Annotated in this window: 27 protein-coding genes, 1 tRNA gene and 1 pseudogene; 18 read left to right on the top strand and 11 right to left on the bottom strand. The window is 64.5% G+C overall.

Translation table 11 applies throughout. The features are described 5' to 3' along the window. The first annotated feature begins 51 nt into the window (after positions 1-51). The 4 genes from ASE61_RS11620 to ASE61_RS11605 all read left to right on the top strand — a co-directional run bounded on the left by ASE61_RS11620 (position 52) and on the right by ASE61_RS11605 (position 2,984). Positions 52-1,011 (top strand): DUF1624 domain-containing protein, encoded by a 960-nt coding sequence (locus ASE61_RS11620; protein WP_162260094.1) that lies wholly within the window; start codon positions 52-54, stop codon positions 1,009-1,011. Between the two features lie 79 nt (positions 1,012-1,090). Next, the gene (locus ASE61_RS11615; protein WP_061967032.1) at positions 1,091-1,342 is read left to right on the top strand and encodes a zinc-finger domain-containing protein; all 252 of its coding nucleotides are present in this window, start codon (positions 1,091-1,093) and stop codon (positions 1,340-1,342) included. A gap of 87 nt (positions 1,343-1,429) precedes the next feature. Next, entirely contained in the window at positions 1,430-2,611 is a 1,182-nt protein-coding gene (locus ASE61_RS11610; RefSeq protein ID WP_082617379.1) for an FAD-dependent monooxygenase, read from the top strand. A 58-nt stretch (positions 2,612-2,669) separates the two neighbouring features. After that, entirely contained in the window at positions 2,670-2,984 is a 315-nt protein-coding gene (locus ASE61_RS11605) for a hypothetical protein (RefSeq protein WP_061967028.1), read from the top strand. Positions 2,985-2,987: 3 nt separating this feature from the next. Here ASE61_RS11605 and chrA read toward each other — a convergent pair whose 3' ends face one another. From chrA to ASE61_RS11590, 3 genes are all read right to left on the bottom strand, one after another. After that, positions 2,988-4,385, bottom strand: a complete 1,398-nt coding sequence (gene chrA, locus ASE61_RS11600) for a chromate efflux transporter (RefSeq protein ID WP_061967027.1) — start codon at positions 4,383-4,385, stop codon at positions 2,988-2,990. Continuing rightward, positions 4,382-5,215 (bottom strand): chromate resistance protein ChrB domain-containing protein, encoded by an 834-nt coding sequence (locus tag ASE61_RS11595; protein WP_061967025.1) that lies wholly within the window; start codon positions 5,213-5,215, stop codon positions 4,382-4,384. Before ASE61_RS11595 ends, chrA begins: the two co-directional genes overlap by 4 nt. 131 nt (positions 5,216-5,346) lie before the next feature. Further along, positions 5,347-6,624: a hemolysin family protein gene (locus tag ASE61_RS11590; protein ID WP_082617378.1), complete on the bottom strand. Its 1,278-nt coding sequence runs from the start codon at positions 6,622-6,624 to the stop codon at positions 5,347-5,349. 111 nt (positions 6,625-6,735) lie between these two features. Between ASE61_RS11590 and ASE61_RS11585 the strand changes: the two genes are divergently transcribed. After that, positions 6,736-7,383, top strand: coding sequence for a DUF938 domain-containing protein (locus tag ASE61_RS11585; protein ID WP_061967298.1), 648 nt, complete (start codon positions 6,736-6,738; stop codon positions 7,381-7,383). A gap of 45 nt (positions 7,384-7,428) precedes the next feature. Here ASE61_RS11585 and ASE61_RS11580 read toward each other — a convergent pair. From ASE61_RS11580 to ASE61_RS11570, 3 genes are all read right to left on the bottom strand, one after another. Next, a tRNA-Leu gene (locus tag ASE61_RS11580) sits at positions 7,429-7,515 on the bottom strand. 71 nt (positions 7,516-7,586) lie between these two features. Further along, on the bottom strand, positions 7,587-8,240 hold the full coding sequence (locus ASE61_RS11575; protein WP_061967023.1) for a DUF1190 domain-containing protein: 654 nt from the start codon (positions 8,238-8,240) through the stop codon (positions 7,587-7,589). Between the two features lie 50 nt (positions 8,241-8,290). Continuing rightward, a complete protein-coding gene (locus ASE61_RS11570) occupies positions 8,291-9,856 on the bottom strand; it encodes an AMP-binding protein (protein ID WP_061967021.1) in 1,566 nt (521 codons plus the stop codon). Positions 9,857-10,056: 200 nt separating this feature from the next. Between ASE61_RS11570 and ASE61_RS11565 the strand changes: the two genes are divergently transcribed. The 3 genes from ASE61_RS11565 to ASE61_RS11555 all read left to right on the top strand — a co-directional run bounded on the left by ASE61_RS11565 (position 10,057) and on the right by ASE61_RS11555 (position 12,089). Next, the gene (locus tag ASE61_RS11565) at positions 10,057-10,644 is read left to right on the top strand and encodes a DUF2239 family protein (RefSeq protein ID WP_061967019.1); all 588 of its coding nucleotides are present in this window, start codon (positions 10,057-10,059) and stop codon (positions 10,642-10,644) included. Further along, positions 10,641-11,084: a hypothetical protein gene (locus tag ASE61_RS11560; protein WP_061967017.1), complete on the top strand. Its 444-nt coding sequence runs from the start codon at positions 10,641-10,643 to the stop codon at positions 11,082-11,084. The genes ASE61_RS11565 and ASE61_RS11560 overlap by 4 nt, the downstream gene beginning before the upstream one ends. Positions 11,085-11,195: 111 nt before the next feature. Next, positions 11,196-12,089 carry a DMT family transporter gene (locus ASE61_RS11555; protein ID WP_061967015.1) on the top strand — a complete coding sequence of 298 codons (894 nt, stop codon included), beginning with the start codon at positions 11,196-11,198 and terminating at the stop codon, positions 12,087-12,089. A gap of 17 nt (positions 12,090-12,106) precedes the next feature. Here the strand turns inward: ASE61_RS11555 and gpt are convergent, their stop codons facing one another. The 4 genes from gpt to ASE61_RS11535 all read right to left on the bottom strand — a co-directional run bounded on the left by gpt (position 12,107) and on the right by ASE61_RS11535 (position 16,571). After that, complete coding sequence (gpt, locus tag ASE61_RS11550; protein WP_061967013.1) at positions 12,107-12,616, bottom strand: xanthine phosphoribosyltransferase; 510 nt, start codon at positions 12,614-12,616, stop codon at positions 12,107-12,109. 121 nt (positions 12,617-12,737) lie between these two features. Further along, a complete protein-coding gene (locus ASE61_RS11545) occupies positions 12,738-14,537 on the bottom strand; it encodes a PAS domain-containing methyl-accepting chemotaxis protein (protein ID WP_061967011.1) in 1,800 nt (599 codons plus the stop codon). 326 nt (positions 14,538-14,863) lie between these two features. After that, entirely contained in the window at positions 14,864-15,622 is a 759-nt protein-coding gene (locus ASE61_RS11540; protein WP_061967010.1) for a competence/damage-inducible protein A, read from the bottom strand. A 97-nt stretch (positions 15,623-15,719) separates the two neighbouring features. Then, the gene (locus tag ASE61_RS11535) at positions 15,720-16,571 is read right to left on the bottom strand and encodes an FkbM family methyltransferase (RefSeq protein ID WP_061967008.1); all 852 of its coding nucleotides are present in this window, start codon (positions 16,569-16,571) and stop codon (positions 15,720-15,722) included. Positions 16,572-16,689: 118 nt separating this feature from the next. Between ASE61_RS11535 and map the strand changes: the two genes are divergently transcribed. From map to ASE61_RS11485, 10 genes and pseudogenes are all read left to right on the top strand, one after another. Next, entirely contained in the window at positions 16,690-17,514 is an 825-nt protein-coding gene (gene map / locus ASE61_RS11530; protein ID WP_061967007.1) for a type I methionyl aminopeptidase, read from the top strand. Next, positions 17,511-17,969, top strand: a pseudogene (locus tag ASE61_RS11525) (JAB domain-containing protein); the annotation flags it as partial. The gene map and the pseudogene ASE61_RS11525, both read left to right, overlap by 4 nt. Positions 17,970-18,053: 84 nt before the next feature. Continuing rightward, complete coding sequence (locus tag ASE61_RS26430) at positions 18,054-18,314, top strand: hypothetical protein (protein WP_061967006.1); 261 nt, start codon at positions 18,054-18,056, stop codon at positions 18,312-18,314. Next, a complete protein-coding gene (locus ASE61_RS11515) occupies positions 18,292-20,004 on the top strand; it encodes a DUF3987 domain-containing protein (RefSeq protein ID WP_061967005.1) in 1,713 nt (570 codons plus the stop codon). Before ASE61_RS26430 ends, ASE61_RS11515 begins: the two co-directional genes overlap by 23 nt. Positions 20,005-21,809: 1,805 nt before the next feature. Beyond that, positions 21,810-22,571: a hypothetical protein gene (locus ASE61_RS11510; RefSeq protein ID WP_156407060.1), complete on the top strand. Its 762-nt coding sequence runs from the start codon at positions 21,810-21,812 to the stop codon at positions 22,569-22,571. Between the two features lie 148 nt (positions 22,572-22,719). Next, a complete protein-coding gene (locus ASE61_RS11505) occupies positions 22,720-23,253 on the top strand; it encodes a hypothetical protein (protein WP_156407059.1) in 534 nt (177 codons plus the stop codon). A 3-nt stretch (positions 23,254-23,256) separates the two neighbouring features. Further along, entirely contained in the window at positions 23,257-23,838 is a 582-nt protein-coding gene (locus tag ASE61_RS11500) for a hypothetical protein (RefSeq protein WP_061967002.1), read from the top strand. 179 nt (positions 23,839-24,017) lie between these two features. Then, positions 24,018-24,578 (top strand): HK97 family phage prohead protease, encoded by a 561-nt coding sequence (locus ASE61_RS11495; protein ID WP_162260093.1) that lies wholly within the window; start codon positions 24,018-24,020, stop codon positions 24,576-24,578. Next, positions 24,575-24,793, top strand: coding sequence for a hypothetical protein (locus ASE61_RS11490; RefSeq protein WP_061967000.1), 219 nt, complete (start codon positions 24,575-24,577; stop codon positions 24,791-24,793). Before ASE61_RS11495 ends, ASE61_RS11490 begins: the two co-directional genes overlap by 4 nt. Next, on the top strand, positions 24,781-25,074 hold the full coding sequence (locus ASE61_RS11485; RefSeq protein ID WP_061966999.1) for an HNH endonuclease: 294 nt from the start codon (positions 24,781-24,783) through the stop codon (positions 25,072-25,074). The genes ASE61_RS11490 and ASE61_RS11485 overlap by 13 nt, the downstream gene beginning before the upstream one ends. 214 nt (positions 25,075-25,288) lie before the next feature. Here the strand turns inward: ASE61_RS11485 and ASE61_RS11480 are convergent, their stop codons facing one another. Then, positions 25,289-25,741, bottom strand: coding sequence for a MucR family transcriptional regulator (locus tag ASE61_RS11480; RefSeq protein ID WP_061966998.1), 453 nt, complete (start codon positions 25,739-25,741; stop codon positions 25,289-25,291). Positions 25,742-25,751: the final 10 nt, after the last annotated feature.

Below are 25,751 nucleotides of genomic sequence, written 5' to 3'. Positions count from 1 at the left end.
CCCGCCATGGTGCGGCTTGCTTATGAGCGCCCGCCATGATGAACGATGAACATGACCCAGCCCGCCATTCGCGAATCGTCACGTCTTGCCATCGTCGACATCGCCCGCGGCGTCGCGCTGCTGGCCATGTTCGTCTACCATTTCGCCTATGATCTCTCGAGTTTTCGGCTGATCGAGACCGATATCGTCGCCGAGCCAGGTTGGCGGCTGTTCGCGCGCGGCATCGCCGGCACCTTCCTCGCCATCGTCGGCTTCAGCCTCGTCCTCGCGACGCGCAAGGGCTTCGACAGCACGGCTTATCTCAAGCGCCTCGCCATGGTCGCGGGCGCGGCCGCTCTGGTCACGCTCGGCACCTGGCGGTTCATGCCGGGAGAGTTCATCTTCTTCGGCATCCTGCACCATGTCGCGGTCGCGAGCCTGCTCGCCTTGCCCTTCCTGCGCCTGCCGACCATCGTCGTCGCGCTCGCTGCGGCAGTCGCCTTTGCGTTGCCTTCCTTCGTCGCCCATCCGCTGCTTGACCAGCCTTGGGCGGCCTGGATCGGCTTCTCCCGCGCGGAAATCCACACGGCCGATTTCGTGCCGGTCTTCCCCTGGTTCGGCTGCGTGTTGAGCGGCATCGTGCTGGCCCGCCTCATCCTGCCGCGCCTCGCCGGCACGGCGCTCGCTGGCTGGCGCCCCGGCAGCAAGGCGACCCGAATCGTCGCCTGGGGCGGGCGCCACAGCCTGCTGGTCTATCTCGTCCACCAGCCGCTCTTCATCGGCACGTTGATGCTGGCAACACAGGTCATCGCCCCGCCCTCGCCGGAAGAGCGTGCCTTCCGGACCGATTGCCAGCGCAGCTGCGCCGGCCCCAATGCCCCTGAGCAGGTCTGCCGGATGGTCTGCGCCTGCACCGTCGAAGGGCTCAAGCGCGAGAAGCTCTGGCAAAAGGCGCTCGACAACCTGCTCTCGCCGCAGGAAAGCACCCGGATGACCGAACTCGCCCAGGGTTGCCTTCGCGACGGGCGCTGATGCGAAACAGCGCACTGGCGCCCGGCGGGCTCACGCGATAGGTTGCGCCGCAATTCCAGCCTTTCGAAGAGCGACGACCATGGCCGCGACCGGCATCCCGCATTTCCACAACGACCCCGGCGTCCCCGTCATCCAGGTCGGCGCGCACGAGTTCATGTGCATCGGCGCCAAGCCGCCCTTCGACCATCCGCATGTCTTCCTCGACATGGGCGCGGACCATGAGATCGTCTGCCCCTATTGCTCGACGCTGTTCAAATACGAGCCGTCGCTGAAGGGCGCCGCCTGCATCCCGCCGGAATGCGCCTATACGGAATCGGCCAAGGCCGCCTGAGGCTGAAAACACTCCACCGGTGGCGCGGGTACTGAGGGGCATCCGCGCCTCGTCTTCCAGCTCTTTCATCGAAGGCGTCCGATCCCCGTGTCCGCTCCTCATTTCGTCATCGCCGGCGCCGGCATCGGCGGCCTGACCATGGCCCTGTCGCTGGCGCGGCGCGGCATCGCAGCGACCGTCGTCGAGAAGCGCACCGGCTTCGGCGAGACCGGGGCCGGCCTGCAGGTCACCTCCAATTCCGGCCGCGTGCTCGATGCGCTCGACCTCGCCCTGCCGCTGAAGCGCATCAGCGTAACCTCGCACGGGCTGATGATCCGGCGCTGGGCCGATGGCTCGCAGGTGCTGGAGATGCCCTCCAGCCCCGACCGCATGCCGACGCCGTTCCGCATGATGAAGCGCAACGACCTCCATACCGTGCTGCTCGACGCCGCCCGCGCCATGCCGAATATCCGCCTGATGGTCGGCCGCAGCGTGGACGAGGTCAGCCAGGATGGGGACGGCGTCACGATCGGGCTCGCCGCGCGCGACGGCGTCGGCGGGACGCTCTCCGCCCTTGGGCTGATCGGCGCCGACGGCCTGTGGTCACGCGTGCGCGATCTCACCGGCGACGCCTCGCCGCCGATCTTCACCGGCTACGAAGCCTGGCGCGCCGTCGTGCCGGCCCGTGCCGGCGACAAGCCGCGCGTGACACTGCATATGGGCTCCGGCCGCCACGCAGTGCATTACCCCGTTGCCGCGGGCCGGGAGATCAACCTCGTCGTCGTCCGGCAGGCGAAGGAAGCCCGCGAGGGCTGGTCCCGCGAAGGCGACCGCACCATCGTAACCGATCATCTCGCCGGCGCTTCCCAGGCCTTACGCGACCTCACCGGCGCCGCGGAAGGCTGGCAGGTCTGGTCGCTGTTCGATCGCAAGCCGGCCGCCATGGCCAAGGGCCGGATCGCGCTGATCGGCGATGCCGCCCACCCGATCCTGCCCTTCCTTGCGCAGGGAGCGTCGCTCGCCATCGAGGATGCCGCCGTGCTCGCCCGCCTGCTCGCCGAGACGCTCAGTCGCGATGGCGCCCCCGGCGTGCCCGCAGCCTTCGCTGCCTATGCCAAGACCCGCGCCCAGCGTGTCGCTCGTGTGCAGGAGGAAAGCCGGGGCAATGGCCGCAACTACCATATGGGCTGGCCGCTCAGCATTGCCCGCGATTTCGCGCTGAAACGGCTCGGGCCGAACGGCCTGCGCAACCGCTATGGTTGGCTCTACGACTGGCAAGACACGGCCTGACCTCGTCAAAGCCGCAATCGCTTCCTATCTCTGTGCCGAGGGAAGGAACAGACATCCTATGATCCGCGTCAATCTCTACGAGCAGCTCAACGGCCGCGCCCGCGCCATGCCGCGCTGGCAGGCCTGGCTCGCCATGGCGGCAAGCCTGATCGTCGGCGTCGCGCTTTTCGTGCTGGCCGCAAGCCTCGCGCTCATCCTGATTCCGGTCGTGCTGGTCGTCGGCGCGATCGCGGTCTGGCGTCTCAAGGCCAAGCTGAAGGCGGCCGGTATCGACCCCGCCAACCCGTTCGCCAACCAGCCGCGCCAGCCGGACCGGGTCGAGGTCATCGACGCCGAATACCGCATCATCGAGCCGGACGAGCCGCGCCGCTGAGCCTCAGAAACCGCCCTTCAGGACGATGCCGGCGACGGCGCAGATCGCCAGGACCGGCATCATCCCGAGCTTGAAGCGCAGCAATGCGATGGCAGCGCCGGCCGCCAGCAAGGCCGCACGCCAGTCCAGCGAGGTCAGGACCGGCACCTCCGGGCTCATGCCGAGGAAGGACAGGCTGCCGACCTCGCGGAAGAGGACATGCAGCCCGAACCAGAGCGCGAGATTGGCGATGACGCCGACCACGGCCGCGGTGATCGCCCCGAGCGCGGCCGAGATCGCCCGGTTGCCACGCAGAGCCTCGACATAGGGGGCGCCCAGGAAGATCCAGAGGAAGCAGGGCGCGAAGGTCACCCAGACCGTCAGCAGCGCCCCAAGCCCGCCGGCGACGAGCGGCGGCAGGCTGCCCGGCGCCCGGAACGCGGCGAGGAAGCCTACGAATTCGAGCACGAGGATGAGCGGCCCCGGCGTCGTCTCGGCGAGGCCGAGCCCGTCCAGCATTTCGCCGGGCGCGAGCCAGCCGAAACCGTCGACCGCCGCCTGCGCGACATAGGCTAGCGCCGCATAGGCGCCGCCGAAGGTCACCACCGCCATCGCGCTGAAGAAGCTGCCAACCTGCGTCCAGACGCTGGCGGAGCCGGCGACCAGCCAGAACAGCGCCACCGGCCCGAGCCAGAGCGGCAGCCAGACGGCGAGCACGCGGGCAGCCCGCCCGGCTGAGGGCCTGATATGGTCGAGCTCTCCGCGCGCAAGGAGAGCGTCGAGCAAGCCCTCGCCCGCGGCATCCGCCGGGCCGCCGGCACCGCCCTTGCCGAACCAGCCGGGCCGAATGCGATTACCCAGCCAGCCCGCGAGCCCCGCGAGCAGGACGATGAGCGGGAACGGCAATTTGAACAGGAAAATGCCGGCGAAAGCTGCAACGGCGATGCCGACCATCGCGCCGGTCTTCAGTGCCCGGCGGCTGATTCTCAGTCCCGCCTCGATGACGATGGCAAGCACCGCCGCCTTCACGCCGAAGAAGACCCCGTCGACCAGCGGGACATGCCTCCAGGTGACATAGAGGATGCTGAGGCCCAGCATCACCAGCGCGCCGGGCAGGATGAACAGAAGGCCGGCGATCAGGCCGCCGATCGTCCGATGCATCAGCCAGCCGATATAGACGGCGAGCTGCTGCGCCTCGGGTCCGGGCAGAAGCATGCAGTAGTTCAGCGCATGCAGGAAGCGCTCCTCGCCGATCCAGCGTCGTTCCTCCACCAGCTCCCTGTGCATCAGCGCGATCTGGCCGGCCGGCCCGCCGAAGGACAGCAGACCGATCTTCGCCCAGATGCGGGTCGCCTCGCCAAGCGTCGGCAAACGCGCGGCATTTTGCATTGCCATCTCAGCATCCGTTTCCGCGACGCTCATCGCTGCGCCTCCCCGGCCGGCTTCGGCACTGGCCAGTTATGGGTTTCCTCACCCGCATCGCGGCACCAGCGATAGAAGGCATCGTAGAGCAGCATGCCGGCCTCGAGCTGTTCGAGATCGTGCTTGTACATGCGCGACAGCCCAAGCGAGGCCGCAAGCAGGCCGGCCGCCTGCGGCTCGGCCTCCAGCGTCGCCGTATCGGCCGCTCGCACGATCCGCGCCAATCGGTCGAGCGCGGGCGACACCAGCCGGAATTCCGCGATCATCGTATCGAAGGTGCAAAGCGGCCCGCGATGGCTCCAGAACACGCCGTCGATGTCGAAAGGCGTAGCGCCGAAGCGATCGGCCACCGCCTCGACCTCGGAGGCCGCAACGAAGAGGAACACGGCGCGCCGGTCTATGAAGCGGCGGATCAGCCAGGGACAGGCAATGCGGTCGACTTTCGGCCGCGCCCGCGTCACCCAGACGCTGCCGCCGGATACCCCTGGCGAAGGCAAACGTTCCGGCGAAAAGGTCAACCCACCAGCCTGTCGCCAGGCCTGATGACCGCCTTCGAGACTCTCGGCCGCGATGCCGCGATGGCGCAGCCAGGCGGCGACGCCCTCGCTGAGCTTGAGCCCCTGATGGCAGACAACCACCACGCGCCGCTGCCCGGCGAATTCAGCGCCCCATTCGGAAACAGCGCGATAGTCGCGGCGAACCGAACCCGGCAGGAAGACGGGATCGGCGGCGACGTCCTCGTCGATGCGAACATCGATGATCGCCGGCACATCGGGAAGGCCGACCAGCCGTGACAGCTGGGCGACCGTGATCTGTTCGTTGGAAGACATGGCTTGCGTCCATCCTGAGCGAGGAAGTTGGACGCGAACATTGGGCCGAAGCCTCACGGGGTCGTCGCGATGCACCCCTTGGCGACGACTAGACCACGTGGGCTCCGCCGGCGTCAACGCCGGCGGCCGTCTCACTCGATCCGGGAGACCAGGATCTTGTCGATGCGGCGACCGTCGAGATCGACGACCTCGAAGCGCCAATGCCCCTTGTCGAAGCTCTCGCCGACATTCGGCAGATGGTTCATCTCGGCCAGGATGAAGCCCGCAACCGTCTGGAAATCGGCATCGCGCGGGATCGGGATGCCGAGTTCATGCGAGAACTCGTCGACCTGCATCCAGCCGGCGACGAGATAGGAACCGTCGGCGCGCGTCACGATCGCCGGCTCATCCTCTTCCTCTTCCTGGAAGGCGCCGATGATCGCCTCGAGCACGTCGCCGGGGGTGATGATGCCCTCGAAATGGCCGTACTCGTCGAAGACCAGCGCCATATGCACGCGACTTGCGCGAATCTCGCGCAGCACATGCAGCGAGTCCGCCGTGTCCATCACGATCGGAGCTTCCTGGACCAGCGCGCGCAGATCGCCCCTGTCGCCGGCCTGAAGGAATTCGATCAGATCCTTGACCACGACCACGCCGACGATCGAATCCGCCTCGCCATCCTGCACGGGCAGGCGCGAGCGGCGTGTCGCGCGCAATTGCTCGCGGATTTCCTCGGCGCTGTCTTCGAGGTCGATGACCTCGACCTCGCGGCGCGGCGTCATCAAGGCGCGAGCCGAACGGTCGGCGAGGCGCATCACGCCTGCAATCATTTCGCGCTCGTCGCGCTCGAGCACGCCGGCGGTCTCCGCCTCGGCAATGATGGTGCGGACCTCCTCCTCGGTGACCCTCTCTTCCGACTCGCCCTTCTGGCCGAGCAGGCGCAGGACGGCCTTGCCGGAGATGTCGAGCAGGAACACCAGCGGCGCGCCGACCTTGGAGAGCAGCGACATCGCCGGTGCGACCCGCGCCGCGACCCGCTCGGGATCGCGCAGCGCGATCTGCTTCGGCACGAGCTCGCCGAGGATCAGCGAGAGATAGGTGATGGCGACGACGACGAGGCCGACGCCGAGCGTGTCGGAAACCGATGGCGAGAAGCCATGCGTGCCCAGCCATTCCGACAGGCGCGCGCCAAGCGTGGCGCCGGAGAACGCGCCCGAGAGCACGCCGACGAGCGTGATGCCGATCTGGACTGTGGAGAGAAAGCGGCCGGGGTCTTCTGCCAGGCGCATCGCGGTGGCGGCGCCCTTGTTGCCCTGATCGCTGAGAACCTTGAGGCGCGCCGTGCGTGACGAAACCACAGCGAGTTCCGACATGGCGAGGAGACCATTGACGATCGTCAGCGCCACGACGATCAGGATTTCGGTTAACAAAACCAGCCTGCTTGCTGCGAAGCCACGACATCTGGCGGCTCGCTTCCTGCCCCCTTATAGCGGATCATCGCCCCAACGCGATGGGCCGGATGAAAGATTCGTGAGCGGATGATGAGCAAGCCGAGTTTCTGGCAGCCGACCGCCGATACACAGCTCGGCGCCGATCCCCGCCTGCGGGCGCCTTCCGCCCAGCGCAATCGCGATGCGATCCTCGCCGTCCTGCACGACGTGCTGCCGCAATCCGGGCGTGTGCTGGAAATCGCCTCCGGCTCCGGCGAGCATGCCGTGCATTTCGCCCGCGCCCTGCCCGACCTGACCTTCCAGCCGAGCGATCCTTCTCCGGATGCGGTGGCGAGCATCGCGGCCTGGACCCGGGAATCCGGCCTCGGCAACATCCTCCCGCCGGTCGTCGTCGATGCGACAGCGCTGCATTGGCCCGTCGAATCCGCTGATGCGATCCTCTGCATCAACATGATCCACATCGCGCCCTGGGCCGCGGCGGAGGGGCTGTTCCGGCAGGCGGGACGCCTCTTGAAGCGGGGCCAGCCGCTCTATCTCTACGGCCCCTATCGCCGGCCGGGCCGGCCGCTCGAACCGGGCAACGCCGTCTTCGACGAAAGCCTGCGCAGCCGCGATCCGGCGTGGGGCCTGCGCGATAGCGATGCGGTCGCGGCGCTTGGCGCGGCAAACGGCTTCGGCACGCCCGAGATCGTCGAGATGCCCGCGAACAATCTGAGCGTGATCTTCAGGAAGAGCTGATTGCAGATGGCGCGATCGCGCAAACCGGAATCACGGCGGGGCGGATGGTGCGGACGGCGGGACTCGAACCCGCAAGCCTTTGAAGGCGCAAGATTTTAAGTCTCGTGCGTCTACCAGTTTCGCCACGTCCGCAGCGGGCACAGCGATAACGGGCAGCGTCAGCCGGCGCAAGCCTTGGCGATCGCGCGCCGGCCGCGCAGCGCTCAATGCGGGCGGGCGGGCTTGTACCACTCGACCCCGTCGGGATCGACATAGAGCCCCGGCTTGACGTCAGACCCAATGGTCTTCTCTTCCATCGGGACGCGCACCGTGTCGTCACGGTCGCCGCGCTTGACGTAGGGAGCGGCGCCCTGGCCGGAATGGCCATGCGCACCGCGCCCGACGCTGCTGGCCTGGCCGATGATGCTGCGCCGGCCCGCGACCTTGTCCTGCAATTCCGTCACCGAGCGCCCGGCAAAGGCGACCTTGGCCGTGCCCTCGACCACCGGCAAGGCGCGGCGCGCGGGGCCCTCGCCCGTCACGCGAACGCCGATGAAGCGCGGCACATAGCTCGCCCCGCCCTTGCCGAAGGATTCCCAGCCGCCGGCCGAAACCATCTGGGCGCCGCAGCGCTTGTGGTTGCGCTCGCAGGCTGCCCGCGAGCCATAACGCGGCGCCGCCTGCTCGAATTCGGCGCGGGCATTGCGATAGGCGAACTCGCACTGCTCCGCCGTCAGCTTGCCGGCCTCGATGCACTCATCGCGGCGCATATAGAGCGCGGCCTGCGCCTGGGCCGCGAGATCGGACGGCCCCGCGAGCGACAGGGCGGGAGCAAGAGTGGCGACGCGCAGCAGCGCGAGGGCGGAACCCGGAATCATCATCCAGCGTAATAGAATTACAATTGTGGCCATAAGGTAGCGAGGCCGCCTCACAGCAGGGCCCGCCGTGACGCTGCGAGTTCCCGCGTCGAGCCATAGTCGATCTTGCCGTTGCCGAGCACGGGAATCGCCTGCGTCACCAGGATCGCGCGCGGTACCCACAGTTCCGGAAAGCCTTGCTGCTTCGCAGCTTCCTGCAGAGCCGCCCGGTCGGCATTCGGCGTCTCGGTGACGAGAACGAGCTGCTCGCCCTTGCGTGCATCCGGCAGCGCGACGACGACATGGTTCTGGTCCGGCCAGATCTTGGCGATCATGGTCTCGACCGCCGCGAGCGAGACCATCTCGCCGCCGAGCTTGGCGAAGCGCTTGGCCCGGCCGCGGATCGCGACGAAACCGTCCTCGATCACGACGATGTCGCCGGTATCGTGCCAGCCGCCCTCCGGCGGGATGATGCGGCCGGGCTGCTCGGGATCGAGATAGCCGGCCATGACGTTCGGCCCGCGCACGGTCAGACGTCCGCCCTCATGGATACCCTCCACCGGCTCCAGCTTGGCTTCGATGCCCGGCAGGAGCTTGCCGACGGTGCCCTCCCGCATCGCTGCCGGCGTATTGACGGCCAGCACCGGCGAGCATTCGGTGCAGCCATAGCCCTCGAGGATGGTGGTGCCGTAGGGCTCCCACATCCGCTTGGTCTCGGCCTTCACACGCTCCGCTCCGGCCACGACATAGCGCACGCTGCCGAGATCGCCCTTTTCCGCAGCGCGCGCATATCCTTGCAGGAAGGTGTCGGTGGCGAGCAGGAAGGTCGCCTTCATGTCGCCGATCAGCTTCGGGATCTGCTTGTAGTGCAGCGGGCTCGGATAGAGCACGACCTTCATGCCGTGCAGCAGCGGCACCATCAGCCCGGCCGTCAAACCGAAGGAGTGGAAGGCCGGCAGCGGGTTCATGAACACGTCCCGCTCGGAGATCGCGCCTGCGGCGTGGGCAAAGACCTGCCTTGCGTTCGAGACGATATTGGCATGGCTCAATGCCACGCCCTTCGGCTTGCCCTCGGTGCCGGAGGTGAACAGGACAACAGCGATATCATCGGGCTGCGCTTCATGGGCGCGATGGACGAGCCCCGGCGCCAGGCTCTGCAAGGCACCGAGCGCCTTGTCGAAACTGGTGATCTCCTTGCGGATATCTTCGAGATAGACGACCCGGCGCCCCTCGCCCAAAGCCGCGATCTCGTCGTCGAGCTTACCCTGGTCGACGAAGCGGCGCGAGGTGACGATCGTCTTGAGCTCAGCCAGTTCGGCAGCCGCGCGCAGGTTGCGGACGCCGGCCGTGAAATTCAGCAGCGCCGGCACCCGGCCATAGGCGAAGAGCGAGAACAGCGTCACTGCCATGCCCTGCATGTTCGGCAAGAGCACGCCAACATGCTCCTTCGGCGCCGTCAGCGCCGCAAGCTTGCGCCCCAGCACCAGCGCGCCGAGCACGAGCCGGCCATAGGTGATCGGCTGGCGCTCCGGGTCCTCCAGCGCGATGCGGCCCTTGCCATGGCGGGCGATGGTCTGAAGCAGGGCGCGGAAGATCGTGATCCGCGCGCCCGCGGCCTCGAAGCTGGTGGCGGCCATGCCTGGCGCGTCTCCCGTCGGCGTTTCGTCTGTCAGTCAAACTAGTGGGATCGACCCAGGTTTCAAAGCCGGTCCAATTCGACATGACGTCATGCCGAGGCGGCGCAGTGGATCACACGATATTTTACCCGGATCATATTGCCAGGAGCAATTCACCCGGATAATAAGCTCGCAATCAAGGAGCCTCAGGGTCGGAATCCATGCCCCACACTGCCTTTCATGACGCCACCCGCATCGCCGGTGGCCCGCTTGCCGCCGTCGCGCTCGCGGTAAAAGCCGCCTTCACCGCCGATCCGGCCGCCGCAATCCTCGTCTTCGACGATGCGACCGGAAAGGTGGTCGATCTCGACCTGCGCGGCAGCGATGCCGAGATCGCGGCGCGCTATGCCCCTCCCAGCGATGACACGACACCAGCAGTCGATGAAACACCCCGCGGCAGAGGACGTCCGAAGCTTGGTGTCGTCGCTCGCGAGGTGACCTTGCTGCCGCGTCATTGGGACTGGCTCGCTTTGCAACCGGGCGGTGCCTCGCAGGCCCTCCGGCGGCTCGTCGACGATGCCCGCAAGAGCGATGGCGGACGCAGCCAGGCGCGAGCGGCACAAGAACGCGCCTACACTTTCATCGCGACAATGGCGGGCGACCGCGAAGGTTTCGAGGAAGCCTCGCGCGCCCTCTTCGCCGGAGATGGCGAGCGCTTCGCCGAGCACAGCCGAAGCTGGCCCGCCGATATCCGGGCCTATGCACGGGAGTTGCTTGCTGGCTTTGCCCTTCCGGAACCGAAGCTGTGACCGCCTACCTCGCTCCGAGCTGGGAAACCGGCCGCGATCTCTTCCGCCGCAACATCGTCGGCGAGGTCGTGATGCTCAATCTCCTGCGCTTTCGCGACATCGCCGACTATGCGGCCACGCCCGAGCTGGCACCGGCGGAAGCGATCAGCGGAGCAGAAGCCTTCCACCGCTACATCAGCCATACCCTGCCCTATCTCGAAGCAAGCGGCGGTTCGCTGCTCTTCATCGGCGAAGGCGGGCCGTTCTTCATCGGCCCGGAAGCGGAGCGCTGGGACCGCGCGATGCTGATAAGGCAGTCCTCCGTGGAGAACTTCATCGCCTTCGCCAGCCATGAGGGCTATCTCGCCGGCTATGGACACCGCCTGGCCGCCATCGCGGATTCCCGCTTGCTGCCGCTGGTCGGGATGGCGCGGCCTGCGGCAACCAGTGCTGCTGCATAGACGCAACGCCGGGGCGGGCTGCGCCCGGCGCATTGCTGCAACCTGCGCCGACAGGCATAGCCGCAGCAACGCACCCGCCGCATCGCATGTTTCCGCAAGGCCCTTCCATTCATGACCTCCCGCGCACAATGGCTCGGCATCCTCTGCGGCCTGCTGACCGCACTGATCTGGGGCGTCCAGTCCGTCGTCTCGCGACATGCCATGCTGATCGACCTGACCCCGGCCGATGTCACGATCCTGCGCTTCGTCTCTGCCGCCGCCGTGCTGCTGCCCTGGTCGCTCCGGCATATGCGGCCGTTCCCGGTCGGCTCGCTCGGCTGGCCGCGGGCCTGGGTGATGGCGCTGCTGATCGGTCCGCTCTACAGCCTGATCCTCGTCGGCGGGGCCTCCTTCGCCCCGGCGCTGCACTCGTCGATCATCTCGCCCGGGCTGATCCCGGTCTTTACCGCGCTGCTGATCTTCCTCGTCACTGGCGAGCGGGCCGGGCGGATGCGGCTCATCGGCCTCGGCATCATCGTGCTGGGCATCGGCATCTTCTCGCGCGATGCGCTCGCGATGGCGCCATCCCGGCCCGACGCCTGGATTGGCGACCTGCTTTTCGTGCTGATCGCCTTCCTATGGTCGATCTTCGGCCTGCTCGCCCGCCGCTGGGGCGCTAGCTCGCTGGAGATCACCGCCGCCTCATGCATCCTCTCGGTGCCGCTGCTGGTGATCGTGGCGCTGGCGCTGCCGATCCATATGGCACGCGTGCCCTTCTCCGAGCTCGTGCTGCAGGCGCTCTACCAGGGGGTTCTGGTCGGCGTCGTCGCGCTCTATCTCTATGCCCGCTCCGTCGCGACGCTGGGCGCGGCCAAGGCAACATTGTTCCTGCCGCTGGTGCCGGTGGCGACGGCCGCCGCCAGCGCCCTGCTGCTGGCCGAGACGCCCTCGCCTACCGAATTGGTCGGCATGGCGATCGTCGTCTCCGGCATGCTGATCGCGTTCCGCTCGCCCTCGACGGGCTGAGGCGAATACGCGGCGTCTCAGCCCTTATGCCCTTTGGCGATCGGCTCGACATAGGTCAGAGCCATGTCCCAGGGGAAATAGATCCAGGTATCCTGGCTGACCTCGGTGACGAAGGTATCGACGGTCGGCACGCCGGCCGGCTTGGCATAGACCGTGGCGAAATGCGCATTCGGCAGCATCTCGCGCACCACGCGGGCGGTCTTGCCGGTATCGGTGAGGTCGTCGACCACCAGCACGCCCTTGCCCGTGCCGTCGCCGATCGCCTTGATGTTCGGGGCGATGTCCTTGAGCACCTTGAGCTCGGACTGGTTCTTGTAGTCGTGATAGCTCGCGACGCAGACGGTCTCGATCACCCGCAGGCCGAGCTCGCGGCAAATGATCGCCGCCGGCACCAGGCCGCCGCGGGTGATGCAGACCATCGCCTCGAAGGGCCCCTTCTCGGCAAGGCGCCACGCGAGAGCGCGGGCATCGCGATGGAACTGATCCCAGGAAACCGGGAAAGCCTTGTTCGAGGACGGTTCGGCCATGGACAGCGCTCCGGACTTGGCCCGACGCGAAAGGCGCGGGTTTCCGACCGAAAAGCCTATCGGCGCGCGCCTGACAAGAGGCACGCGCCGAACATCCCCAACCGAACGTCATTCGGTCCTGTCAGAATTCGGCCCAGCCATCCGCCCCGCCGCCGGATGCGACGCGCCGGCCGCGTGGGGCTGCCGGCACCACCCGCGGTGCCGGCGGGGCCGAATGAACCAGCTGCGGCGCAGCCCTGTGCCGGTCACCGCCGAGCTGGAAGGCCGAGACCATCGTGCTCAGCGCCGCGGTTTCCTGCTGGAGATCGCGGGCGACCTTGGCGCTCTGCTCGGCAAGGAGCGAGTTCTGCTGCGTGATCTCGTCCATATGCGCGACGGTGCGGGCCATCTCGTCGATTCCGTTGGCCTGCTCGGTCGTCGCCTGCGAGATCTCGCTGACCGTCGATGCCACCTTGGAAGCCGCACCGACGATCTCGCCCAGCGTCGTTCCGGCATCCTTGACCAAGCCGACACCAGCTTGAATCTGCTGCGTAGAATTCGCGATCAACGCTTTGACGCCATTGGCGGATTCGCTGCAGCGGGCAGCGAGCGCCCGCACCTCGGTTGCGACCACAGCGAAACCGCGCCCGGCATCGCCGGCCCGCGCCGCCTCGACCGCGGCGTTCAGCGCCAGCAGGTTGGTCTGGAAGGCGATCTCGTCGATCATCGAGATGATCTCGGAAATGCCGGACGAAGCCTGCTCGATCCGACCCATCGCCGCGACCGCCTCGGTGACGATGGCGCCGCCGCGCGCCGCAACCGCGCTCGCCTCGTTGCCGAGCTGGACCGCCATCCGCGAATTGCCGGCACTGTGCTTCACCGAAGCGGCAAGCTCCTCCGTCGTCGCCGCGGTTTCCTGCAGGCTCGATGCGTTGGCTTCGGTCCGCTCCGCCAGTTGCTGGCTGTCGGCGGTGATCTTGAGGGACGCGCCGTCGATACGGGCCGAGATGTCGCTGACCGTACCGACCACCTCAGCCAGCGTGTCGAGCAGGTCGTTGACGCCGGCGCAAAGCGTCGCGACCTCCCCGGTCTTGCCGTCGAGCGGCACGCGCCCGGTCAGGTCCTTGCCCTTGGCCCGGTCGATCACCGCGCTCGTCTCCTTCACCGCCGCTTCGAGCTGCTTGCCCTTGAAGGTCGCAGTGATGTCGGAGGCGAATTTGACGACCTTATAGGGACGCCCCTGCGCATCCAGGATGGGGTTGTAGCTCGCCTGGATCCAGATCTCCTTGCCGCCCTTGCCGATGCGCCGGTACTGGCCGGCATCGTATTCGCCCTTGCCGAGACGCTCCCAGAAGGCGCGATAGGCCGGCGTCTCGCGCTCGGCCGGGTCAACGAACAGGCGGTGATGCTGGCCGACGATCTCGGCCAGCGAATAGCCGAGGACGCTGAGGAAATTCTCGTTTGCCGTCAAAATCTTGCCGGCGAGATCGAATTCGATCACGGCTTGCGCCTTGTCGATGGCGGCGCGCTGCCCTTCGAGATCGGCGAGGCGGTTCTTCTGCTCGGTCACGTCGAAGGCGTATTTGATCACACCGACCGGCTTGCCGCCCGCCCCCAGGATCGGGGTGTAGCTCGCCTGGATCCAGATCTCCTTGCCGCCCTTGCCGAGCCGCAGGTACTGCCCGCGTGAGAACTCGCCGCGGCCGAGATCGGCCCAGAACTGCTTGTAAGCCGGGCTGCCCTTCTCCTCGGGCGTCACGAAGATACTGTGATGCTGCCCCTTCACCTCCGCCAGCGTGTAACCGACCGCCGACAGGAAGTTGTCGTTGGCATCCAGGATCTTGCCGTCGAGATCGAACTCGATCCGCGCCTGCGAGCGGTTGATGGCGTCCAGCTGTCCCGCAGCATGCCGGTTCGCGAAAAGGCCGGAAAAGAGCGGCATCCATATCCCCCTTCGGCGCGGCCCGCGGATCAGGCGTCCTTGTGGCCAGCGTCGTCGTGAAAGCCCCGATCGGATACCTACGGCGCCCGGGCGCGGCAGGGGGCCGAATGCTTTCCGGCCACCCACCAAGCATCACTCAAACTAGTTTATGAATGATTGATGATTAGAATATATCTCAACTTGAAGTAGAAAATTCATCTACAAAAAGCGCTTCATACCTATAGTAGATATAATAAGGCCATGGGAAGATTAGGTCACGATTTATAAAAACACAAACGCTCCGTAAAGTTGTATAAAAAACGCAAAAGTTGTATAATAGACTTTCTTCAGAATGATTTCTGCTTCTCTACAGCGACCATCGCTTTCACCGCAGCCATTGCTGCAAGCAGTTTCTCTGCGTCGCGCGATCTCACGACGATATTCGTGTCCGGTCCGGTTTCAGACCAGAACGGATAGGAGCCGATCGAAACCTCCGGATGGGCCCTGGCGACCTCGGCAAGCGGCCCGCCGATATCTCCCTCGCGCAGCCCGGCCCGGACCGTGTCGGACAGCATTTTCGCCCCCGTCTGCAAGGTCGGCCCGATGACGTCGAGCATCGCCTGCATGATCGCGGGCACGCCGGCCATGACGTAGACGTTGCCGATGTTGAAGCCAGGCGCCTTGGAGATCGCATTCGCAACCAGTTCGGCCCCGGCGGGGATACGCGCCATCCGCATGCGGGCTTCGTTCAGTTCCGCCGGCGAGAAGCGTTCGGAGAGCATCGCAACGGCGCGGGGGTCATGGTCGATCGTGACGCCGAAGGCGGCCGCGACGGCATCCGCCGTGATATCGTCATGGGTCGGCCCGATCCCGCCGGTGGTGAAGACATAAGTGTAGCGGCCGCGTAGCGCATTGACCGCCGCGACGATCTCTTCGGACACATCGGGCACGACCCGAACTTCGCGCAGATCGACGCCGATATTGGTGAGATACTCGGCAATGTAGCCGATATTCTTGTCCTTCGTCCGTCCGGACAGAATCTCGTCGCCGATCACCAGGATCGCGGCCGTGACGATGGTGGCGGAACTGGATTCATTCACGGACATGGCGTCGGCGCTCCTGGCTTGCGCACAAGAGCTAGGCTTTCCCCGCGAAGTGCTCAAGCTCCGCCGCGGGCGCGCCCGTCATGCTTTAGCCGCGCGCTCAGGCCGGCTTGCGCTCGAACACCAGGTTGAGCCGTGTCTGGGCGACGAGCCTATAGCCGCTGCGCCCGAGCAGGCCGGCAAGATCGGTCTGCCAGCGCTGGCGCGAATCCTCGATAATGATGAAGCCCGGCCAGAGCGCTTGCGGCGCGTCGCGCAGGAAAGGCTCGAGAATCAGGTCCTCGGCGCCCTCGACATCGAGCTTGACTGCGTCGATGCGCTCATAGCCCTCGCCCTCGACCAGCGAGAGCAGCGTCATCGCCGGCACCTTGACCGAAGTCCCCGCACTCGAATTGAGGATGCGGACGCTCGATTCCCCGCGATTGGTCGGATCGATGAACAGCGTCAGCTCGCCCGGCTTGTCGGCGAGCGCACAGGCCACCGCCTTGACCGTCCCGAACGGGTTCTGCGCGATGTTGAAGGCCAGCCGCGCAAAGATCTCGGGCTGCGGCTCGACCGCCAGGATGCGCGCGCCCCGCCCGGCCCGTGCCGCGACGAAGAGCGAGTAGGCGCCGATATTCGCGCCGATATCGATGAAGGTGAAGCCGTCGCGCAGCCGCGAGACCAGCAGCTCCCGCTCGATCGCGTCGAAATATTGTGGCGTGAACAGCACCCGCTTCTCGCAGACATTCCCGTCCGGATAGAGGCGCATCTTCGCCCCCAGCGACTCGATGTCGACAGGCGCGCCGTCGAGCGAGCGCAAGCCGAGGCGCCGCAGCGCATAGGCCACCTTGCGCCCGAGGAAGCTGTCGGAGGCCGCCCGCGTCCGGGCGATGATGCGGGCGAGATAGGCTTTCGGCGCGAAGGTGCCGAAAGGCCGCTCTTCCGCCGGGTTCTGTTCGATGATGGCCATTGCGCCCGCCTGATACACCTCGCCGCGCCCGCGCGCCAGTCACCCGCCTCTCGCGCTCGACCGGCTTGCGTGCGCCATTAAACGCAATAGATATGGGGCAAGGAGTTTTCCGCGCGCAATGACCTTCGAAGACACCATCGGCCGCTCGCGTTCGCGCGAGCCCGCCATCAAGATTCACGGCCCCGAGGCCTTCGCGGCCATGCACAAGGCCGGCCGGCTGACCGCCGCGGGGCTCGACATGCTCGGCTCCCATGTCAAGCCCGGCGTCACCACGCAGCGCCTTGACGAGCTCGCCTTCCAGTTCGCCATGGACAACGGCGCCTATCCGGCGACGCTGTTCTATCGCGGCTACACCAAGTCGATCTGCACCTCGATCAACCATGTCGTCTGCCACGGCATTCCCGACGACAAGCCGCTGCGCGAGGGCGATATCCTCAATATCGACTACACGCTGATCGTCGACGGCTGGCACGGCGATTCGAGCCGCATGTACGGCGTCGGCGAGATCTCGCGGAAGGCCGAGCGCCTGGTCGAGATCACCTATGAGAGCCTGCAGCGCGGCATCAAGGCCGTGCGCGCCGGCGCCACCACCGGCGATATCGGCTTCGCCATCCAGCGTTATGCGGAAGGCGAGCGCTGCTCGGTGGTGCGCGACTTCTGCGGCCACGGCATCGGCCAGCTCTTCCACGACGCGCCGAACATCCTGCACTATGGCAGTCCCGGCGAGGGCGTGCTGCTCAAGCCCGGCATGGTCTTCACCATCGAGCCGATGATCAATCTCGGCAAGTCGGGAGTGAAGGTGCTCTCCGACGGCTGGACCGCCGTGACCCGCGACCGTTCGCTCTCGGCCCAGTTCGAGCATCAGATCGGCGTCACCGAGCAGGGCTGCGAGATCTTCACACTCTCGCCCGGCGGCCTCGACAACCCGCTCGTTGCAAAATGAGCGTCGGCATCGGCAAGGGTGCAGGTAAGGGACCGCGCAAGGCGCCCTCGCCGGCCAGCCCTTCCGACGCCGGCACGCCGCACTATCGCGGCCATCGCGAACGCCTGCGCACGCGTTTCGAGGAATCCGGCGCGGAAACCCTGCCGGATTACGAGTTGCTGGAGCTTCTGCTTTTCCGCTCGATCCCGCAGCGTGACGTCAAGCCGCTCGCCAAGGAGCTGATCCAGCGCTTCGGCTCATTCGCGGAAGTGCTCGGCGCCCCGGCCTCGCGCCTGACCGAGGTGAAGGGCGTCGGCGAAGGCGTCGCGCTCGACCTCAAGATCGTCGAAGCCGCCCTGAAGCGCATGGCCAAGGGCGCCGTCGGCAAGCGGCCGGTGCTTTCCTCCTGGTCCTCGGTGCTGGATTACTGCCGGATGGCGATGGCCTTCGCCGAGCGCGAGCAGTTCCGCATTCTGTGACAAGCTATTGATTTAGCTAGCGGACGTCCCCTGCCCTGCGGCGGGCGTCCTTCATAAAATCTCGAATAAGGACTCTGCTAGATGCAGATCGTAGACCTATGTCCATTGCACGACCCCGGCGGCTCGACCGCTCGGACGGTCGCGCACTTCGCCGTCAGTTTCCCAGACATGAAACTCAGCGGCTTCCGTCTCCGCCTTCGTCCGAACGGCACGTTCATCGCCGCGCCGCCCGCCATCCACGGCCAGCGTGTCGCGAATTTCGACAGGGACCTGTTCCGCCAAATCAATGCCGCTGCTGAGGCGGAATACAGGAGGCTCAATGCCCGCCATGCCCGCAACTGAACTCCTTGCGACACTTCAAGCCCAGTTCGGCGGTGTAATCACCGGCAGCGTGCTCGGGGGTGCTGTAATTGCGGGCCAACGGTGCGACGTCGGCCTGGACTTTGCCGGGAATCCTCGCGTCCTCAACGAGGATGAAGGCCATCACGGCAAGCGTGACCTCGTTCGGTTCGCCCGCATGGCGATCGGCCTCCCCGCGATGCCGCCAACGCCCGACAATGACAACGCGCCGATTGACCTCTGGGCGGAATATGAGCGGCCTTCCTTGCCGGAGGGGCTACTGCCGCCTGTCATCGAGCGCTTTGCTCGCGATAGAGGTGCGCAGATGGGCGTCGATCCCGGCGGCCTCGCAGCAGCGGCCCTTGCCGTCTGCGCTGCGGCTATCCCAGACGGCGTGCGCCTTCAGGTCAAGCAGCACGATCCGGACTGGACAGAGTCGCCGCGGCTGTGGGTTGCTTTGGTCGGTGGCCCGTCGACGAAAAAGAGCCCCCTGATGGCCGCAGCTTCAAAGCCACTGCGGGAGATCGATCATAATCTCGCGCGCGATTACCAAGCCGCATTGATCGCCCACAACGCCCTTGACCAGAAAGAGCGTGCCGCGACGCCAAAGCCACCCCAGCGGCGTGCCGTGCTTGAGGACACGACGGTTGAGTCGGCACAGGAAGTTTTGCGCGACAGCGCGGAGGGCCTGCTGCTGTATCGTGACGAACTATCGGGCTGGTTCGGTAGCATGGAGCGCTATGGCTCAACCAAGGGCGCGGCCGCTGATCGAAGCTTTTGGCTGCAATCGTTTAATGGCGGTGCGCACACCGTTAACCGCATCGGCCGCGGCCTCATCTTCGTTCCGAATCTCTCAGTCAGCCTACTGGGTGGCATCCAGCCGGAGCCGATGCGCGCCATCGCCAACGACACGCAGGACGACGGCTTGATCCAGCGGTTGCTGCCTGTCGTCCTTGGACAAGCGGGCATCGACAGCGACGAGCCACCGACCGGCTCAGTGCGAGACTATGGCGAAGCCGTGAAGCGTTTACACGGGATGAAGCGACCACAGCGAAAGCTCGGGCCGATACCCATCGACGCGCCGATGCGCTTCAGCGAGGCGGCGCAGGCTTTGCGTAACGACCTTGCTGCCAAGCACCATCACATGGCAGCGACTTGGGAAGCGGTAAACCGTAAGCTTGCTGCTCATATCGGCAAGTATGACGGTGTCTTCGCGCGCCTATGCGTCGTGTTCCATTGTCTTGAATGCGAAGGTGCCCAGCCCGACATCGAGATCAGCGTCGTGACGGCGGAACGTGTGGCGGATTTCCTGCACAACTTCCTGTTCCGGCACGCTCTCGCGTTCTACTCGAATGTGCTGGGCCTGACAGACGGTAACGACGTCGTGCTAGATACCGCGAACTACATCCTTGCCCATTATCTGGACGAGATCACGCCACGCGACGTCATGCGGGGCAGCCGGTCGATGCGCGAACTCGATAAAGAAGGCGCCGTTGCAGTGCTCAATCGCCTGGACGCCTTCGGTTGGCTGGACCCAGTAGATAGCCGGGGCAATCAGCACGCGCCGCGGTGGCGAGTTCGAGCAGCAGTTCATGACATGTTCGAGATACGCGCCGAGGCTGAAGTGGCCAGACGATTTAAGATCCGAATGGCTATTGCTGAAAGCGCAACCTTTACGGGTGGCGCCATGTAAATGCACTTGTCACCACTTGTCCCTTGCGCGCAAGGCAAAGAAGATAATCTGCCTTTTTTCTATGAATCAGGGCACTTCTGGCATCACCCGCGCGCAAGGGACACTTGGTGACAAATGCGGAGTTGCTTTGAAGTTTTCGGGTTTTCGTCCTCGCGGTTTGGCAAGCTAAGTCGATCCGCGAGAACGAAGAAACTTCGAAGCCCCCACCCGGGGCGGGCACCTCGCGATAGCCGCGGCTCGCCTCATCGCACCGGCCCGGTAGGAAAAAACGTTCATCCGCAAAATTCGGAATAGGCGATGGAAAGCCCGAGGAGGCGTGCAAAATCAATTGTCAGTCCGTGTTTCTTTGCGAGTGAACTGGGCGATGTTCCTAGGCGCCGCAGCAAGCTCCGCCCTATTTAGGCTGGTCAATGCAGCTTCAATAGAATTACGAACTCGCTGATCTTCCGGCTTATTCCCCGTAATGCAGTAAAATGCCATCAATAGGTAAGTTGTCGCTTGGCTGTAACCCAATTTGGGACGTCCGGGTCGCCCTTGATTGTCCTTCGACGGCATGTTGGCCTCGCACGGTACACAAATGTCCAAAACTGGTCAGGCAGAGGCGTAGCAAGTCAGAAAAGCGCAAAACTTGAGCCGACGAATTGTCAAAAGACATGATTGACGGGGGTGGGTAACACTCTCCCCTCGCCACCACCGGAACGGTCGGCTCCCTTCGCGATAGCGCTATTACAGTTTTTCGGAATCATGCGCGCGCAAGCGCGCGAGGTGAAAATCAGGTTTTAGGGAAAAGTTGGATGATGTTGGGCGGAACTACAGCATTTTCAAATTTAGCCAAATTAATAAGAAGCGCCTCAATCGATCTTCTTAGCTCAACGTCGCCAGGATCCTGCCCAGTTACGCAAAAAAACGCACTTATGAGCAAGATATTGCACTGATCATAATTGGAATTCTGGCGTATTCGGCTTTTCGGTATTTTCATTGTGGCCCCGTACTGCAAGGAGAATATTAAGGGCGGGTCGGCAAATACGTAACGGATCAACGTAGCACAGATCGAGGCGAGCGAAATCACTAAATAGTGAACTTCGGAAAAATGAGCGCCGGGGGGCTAGCACCTGCAAACCCAACTCGCTCCACAACACCGGCCTGGTTCTCACGCGCAACTAAAAGCGGAGTTTTGATTTTTGATTGTTGCATTCTTGCACGACCGCTGTGCTTAGCTGAAGTAAATCAAGGCGCTACGGGCTGCCTTGCAGCTTATTCCCATAACCCACATATCCCTACCAGATATCGTATCTGGCGACTGTCTCAACACTATTCCTTGACGATTTCGCCGCGCGAGCACTAGATTCTGACCGTTGACACCCCCTCCACGGGGCATCGAAACCCTAGGTTCCCTACATTGGGATTTGCGGGGCCGCACGCGGCTTCCGCGCCCTGCAGGGTAGCCCACTACCAAAAACCAAATAATCGCCACCGACGCCCGCCTGCGGGGCAGGAAATGGCATTCAATAAGTAGACGCCGAGCAACGGGGCTTCATAACAACTCATAGGGGACACCATTGATACCGCATGTACTCCACACTCTTCCTTTCCGTATTCCCGCGAACAATAATACCCCCGCCGTTAGGCAGCGGATACTCGACCATTGGCGCGAACAAGCGCCAAAGAATGACAGCGAGATATTCGCTCGCTCCGCCGAGACCGTCGCGCCACGCCTGGAGCATCTTGAGGAAGAATGCGCGGTCCTCATGACCTGGCGACGGCTGCGTGACATATCGGAGAGCGATGGACTCGGCACAACTTGGATGGCCACTCACGAAGCGCCGGAACCGGCAAACGATAATCAGCCTGCTAGCCGCACGATGCCACAGCGTGACTTCGACATCACCGAGGACACAGCGGAGGCTTTGGTCCGTCGACTCGGAAGCTATGTCGCGGAGGAGAAGCCCGAAGCGGTCCTGCGTCGCGATGAGTCAGGGGAGCTATATGTCGCGGAACGACGCTCCCGGACGATGCTGGTTGGGCAGGCTGATGGTGAGTTCGAACGTTATCCGGATACGAAGTTTCGAGCCAAACCGCGCTCGCGCAGGAAGCTAGAAGCCCCCGGCGCGGTCGCACGCTGCGGCGGCGCCTATTTCAGCGGCCCCGCGCACCGCGTCGATGGATTCGACGAGGGCACCCTCTGCTTTGTGGACGGTGGAGGGCGCTTTCGAAAGGTCGAAGAGGGTTACGACCTGCGCCCGCTCGATGGCAAAGGACGCGGCAACGGGAAGCAAAACAACCATCGCCCTCCTGAGAGCTATGTCCCGGGCACCGAGGACATCGTCGATGCTCAGCAGACGCTGGCGCTACTCCAGACCGCCCAAGGCAAGAGCGGCCCGCTCCTCACGATGGACCACGTGAAGGTACTCGACATCGCCATACGCGCGAAGAACTTCGAGGACGTTGGATTAGGCATGGGCCATACTGGCGAGTACGCAAGGAAGGCCGGTAAGCGCCTGACAATAGCAGCGTGCAAGTCTTTGGCCCACGGACTGCAAGAAATTTCCATGAAGCGCGCCGCATAGTATCCCCAAATTACATTTCAGGCGCATATCAAATGAGAGGAGTTCGCTTCTCTCGGTGACCCCTTCGACTTCGAAACGGCCGTCCTCCGGGGCGGTCGTTTTGTTTTTGTCCCCATCAACTTTCATTTTCAAGACATTGGAGGTCGCCTTGGCGACTATCAAAGCGGCGGTTGCCGCACTCGAACGCTATGGCGGCTTCGACCCTAAGCGCTGCCGAACAATCAGCCGCGCGCTCATCGACAACGGCGTTATACCGATGGGAGCGCCCGGGATGGCGCAGGTATTATCGGTTGAAGAGTTCCTGTTCTTCCTCGAAACCGTTGCCTTCGACCCTCTACTGCGAGAGGCCCGAGAGACTGCTGCACGGGCGCAGCTCCTTGTTCCCGCCGGCGTGGATTTGACCGGCGCTCCCGCATCGATCCCGCGAACCGCGCACGAAGCCCTGCTCGTTGAAGCCGAAATGGCCCTCGTAGGCCTAGGCGCTCAACGCGCGGTCACCACGGCTCGGTTTGAGTTCGTTCACAACTGGCCGGAGATCGCTATCCACCACAGCGGGCGTGTCGCGCGCTTTGTCGAGCCCGGCGCCAGCCCCCACACGTGGCAGGTACGCGGCCGGCGCACGGCCACAACCGTCAGCGGCGGCGCATTCGTCGACATGATCCGCGCTCTTTTCCAGAGGTAACCAATGGCATTTTTGAAGAAAACCGCCGCTTCGGCGGCCCAGGAATTCCGCGTGCCCAGCTTGGCCGAAGCCAGCCCTGAATATGCGGGGCTCATCGCAAAACGCGACGAACTGCTCGCGCAGCAATCCGCATTGAGTGCCGAGCGGAGCGACATCGAACAGAAGATTGCCGAAGCACCAGCGCCCGCCATGCGGCCAGGCGTTGCGGCGTTGCTCGGCGAAACGTCGGATTCCACCACCGGCCTCCGCGCTCGTTTGGGCGAAGTTCAGAAGCTTGGAGTGGATATTACCGCAGCGCTGGAGATTATTCGCCAGCGGCTCGCTGTCGCCCGTACTTCTGCATCAAAAGCGATTTGCCAGACGACGCGCGCCGAATACGGCCGCCGCGTTGCGGCTATCGCTGACGCACTCAAAGTCGTGGGTGTTGCCCGGGCCGCCTATGACGATCTGCGCAACGCCTTTGATCGTGAAGACGTGTCGTGGGGGTCTCTCGGGCCACTGGATCTCCGATTCCTCGGCGATGCTCGAGAAGGCCAGGTCGAGAGGTTTATCCGCGAAGCGAGGAGTTCTGGATACTATGGCTAGGATCGAGCATGCAGATGCCAAGAGCCCGGACCAGCCGCGCCGAGTGACCTTGCTGGGCAAAACGACCGAGCACGCTGACTTCGATCCGAAGGCTTTCGCACGGGCGATCGTACGCAGCCGCAAGCCAAAGCCGACTATGGCGGAGCGAGAAGCGCGCTTGCGCCGTGCGGAGGCAAACCTTGCACGGTGTTGAGACGCGCAACAGTTCGGCAACCGTGTCCGGCAATGTCGCTGAAGGCTACGCAGTAGTCTTTGGACAAAAGGAGCCGATGGGCGAATATTTCGTCGAGAGTGTCGCCAAAGGCGCCTTCAACAAGAAGAACTATTATCGCAACGACGTTCTCGCCTTGTGGAATCACAATTATGATTCCGTGCTCGGACGCCTTTCCGCCGGCACGCTGCAGCTCGAAGAGCGCCAGCACGGCCTGTGGTTCAGGCTTCAATTGGACGAGCGCTCGCCGGCTGGCATGACCGCAATTTCGGCGTTGGATAGGGGCGAAGTCTTTGGATGCTCCTTTGGCTTCCGGGTTCTGGCGGAAAGTTGGAGGGATCCGGAAAATGGCCCGCCCGAGCGCGTTATCACGGACGTGATGCTGATTGAGTTGAGCCTTTGCCCGGTGCCTGCGTACCCGGGCACAACCGTATCGTTAGTCCGTGGCAAGCAGGACGATGGTCAAGCTGCTGTTCGCCGCATTCGCCAGAAGATCGAGGCCGCACACCGGCTGCGAGGCATCCGATGATCGGCGAAGTCATCTCGGTTGGGGTCCACGGCGTGCGCATCAGCTCAAGCACCGGCCCGCTTTTCGTGCACCGCCAAGCATTCGGCGAGCGCGACCCGGCCATCGGCGAGCAGGTCGAGTATCGGCCGTTCATGACGCAGGACGGCTCGGTCATCGCTACCAATGCCAAGCCAGTCACAGCGGAGCGAGCCGAGGTGCTGCGATGCCTGGCGTGACGGACAGGCGGCCGTGGCGCAAATGGTATGGCACCGCCAGGTGGCAACAGATCAGGCAATGGCAGCTCGCGCAGAATCCCCTGTGTCGGATGTGCCTTGAGATCGATGTCGTCACCGAGGCCAACACGGTCGACCACGTTGAGCCTCACCGCGGCGACGCTGAGAAGTTCTGGTCGGGACCATTTCAATCGCTCTGCCCGTCGTGTCACTCGAGACATAAGCAGCGCGAGGAGCATGGGCGAGTGACGGTGCGATACGGCGCGGACGGGTATCCAATCTAAGCCCGGGAGGGGGTGATCAGCGGTCTACCGCTGTCGCCCCGACCGCAACGGTATGTGCCCAACGCGCGCGTTTCCTCAATTCAAATGTTGAGGGGTCTCCCCTGCGAGACACCGGCCAGGGACATAACGCTACACCGTCCCTGGCCAGTGCCCTCTCGCAGAAGGCAGAATTATACTAGCGACGCTAGGTAAACGAAAGGTAATAGCGTTTGGTTCAGGCTGACGCCTTTGCCCGACCGCGCTTCGCTGCTGCGACAGGCGCAGGTTTCCGACGCTGATTTCCGAGGCCCATCTTCTTGGCGAGTTGCGAGCGGGCCTCGGCGTATGCCGGCGCGACCATCGGGTAGTCGTTCGGCAGCCCCCACTTTGCTCGGTATTGTTCGGGCGACATGTCAAACGCGGTGCGCAGATGGCGCTTCAGCGATTTGAACTTCTTGCCGTCTTCCAGGCAAATCAGGAAATCGGGTGTAATGGATTTCCTAATCGACACGGCCGGGGCGGCGCGCTCTTCCTGAACCGGCGTGGGAGCCTGGCCAAGTCCGGCCAGCGCAGCATGCGTGTTAGCGATTAGCGCCGGCAAATCCGCCTGAGTCACGCTGTTATGCGAGACAAATGCCGAGACGATGTGCGCGACAAGGTCGACGATAGCTTCGTTGTTTTCCGGCAATTTTATTCTC

Origin of the sequence: Allobosea sp. Root670 (assembly GCF_001429415.1) — a bacterium.
Classification (GTDB): Bacteria; Pseudomonadota; Alphaproteobacteria; order Rhizobiales; family Beijerinckiaceae; genus Allobosea; species Allobosea robiniae.
Note: the sequence above shows the minus strand (reverse complement) of the source record. Positions and strands in the feature narration are given on the sequence as shown.